The organism is Peterkaempfera griseoplana, assembly GCF_001418575.1.
Classification (GTDB): domain Bacteria; phylum Actinomycetota; class Actinomycetes; order Streptomycetales; family Streptomycetaceae; genus Peterkaempfera; species Peterkaempfera griseoplana.
The window spans coordinates 355-1,162 of the sequence record NZ_LIQR01000780.1; the positions used below are offsets into that span (position 1 = coordinate 355).

The 808-nt window shown below is 71.7% G+C and carries 2 protein-coding genes; one reads left to right on the forward strand and one right to left on the reverse strand.

Translation table 11 applies throughout. The annotated features are described in order from the left end of the window. Nucleotides 1-2: 2 nt before the first annotated feature. Nucleotides 3-548: a class I SAM-dependent methyltransferase gene (locus AOK09_RS36730; protein ID WP_175609397.1), complete on the forward strand. Its 546-nt coding sequence runs from the start codon at nt 3-5 to the stop codon at nt 546-548. Between the two features lie 32 nt (nt 549-580). Here the strand turns inward: AOK09_RS36730 and AOK09_RS36735 are convergent. Then, the coding region (locus tag AOK09_RS36735) for a MetQ/NlpA family ABC transporter substrate-binding protein (RefSeq protein ID WP_245687657.1) at nt 581-808 on the reverse strand (228 nt) is incomplete at its 5' end.

The following is an 808-nucleotide window of genomic DNA, read 5'->3' on the forward strand; positions in this document are numbered from 1 at the left end:
CGATGCGCGAGCAGCTGGCCGAGCTGCTGCCGGGGGTCGAGGTGGGCGACGGCACCGCGGAGGCGACGGGCCTGCCGGACCGCTCGGTGGACGTGGTGGTCGCGGCGCAGTCCTGGCACTGGTTCCGGCAGCGGGAGGCGCTGGCCGAGGTGGAGCGGGTGGTGCGGCCCGGCGGGGCGCTGGTCCTGCTGTGGAACACCTTCGACGAGTCGGTGCCCTGGGTGCGCGACTTCCAGCAGATCTATTTCGGGCGCGCCCCGCAGGATCTGCCGAGCCATCTGGACGGCCGGTGGCGGGAGCAGCTGGAGGGACGTCCCGGCTGGTCGGCGATCAGCGAGTTCCATCTGCCCAACCCGCATCCGGTGACCCGGGAGGGGGTGCTGGAGCGGATGGCCTCGTCCAGCATCATCGCGACGCTGGACGAGGCGGAGCAGCGGCGGGTGCGGGCGGAGGTGGACGCGGTGCTGCGGGCGCATCCGCAGACCCGGCACGGGGACCGTATCGAGCTGCCGTACACCACCGATGTGTACTGGACCCACCGGGTCTGAGCCGGACGGCCCGGACCCGGTGGGCGGCCGGCTCAGAACGCCGGGATGACGGACCCCTTGAAGGTGTCCTCGATGTACTTCTTCACCTCGGGCGAGTGCAGCAGCCGGGCGAGCTTCTCCACCCGCGGGTCGTTCTGCTCGCCCTTCTTGACGGCCAGGATGTTGGCGTAGGGGTTGCCCGCGGCCTTCTCCAGCACGACGGCGTCGCTGGTGGGCTTGAGGCCGGCGTCCAGGGCGAAGTTGCCGTTGATCACGGCGGC

Bases quoted from the DNA above. Each gene is read 5' to 3' on its own strand.
- AOK09_RS36730 (WP_175609397.1), top strand. From the start codon at position 3: ATGCGCGAGCAGCTGGCCGAGCTGCTGCCGGGGGTCGAGGTGGGCGAC.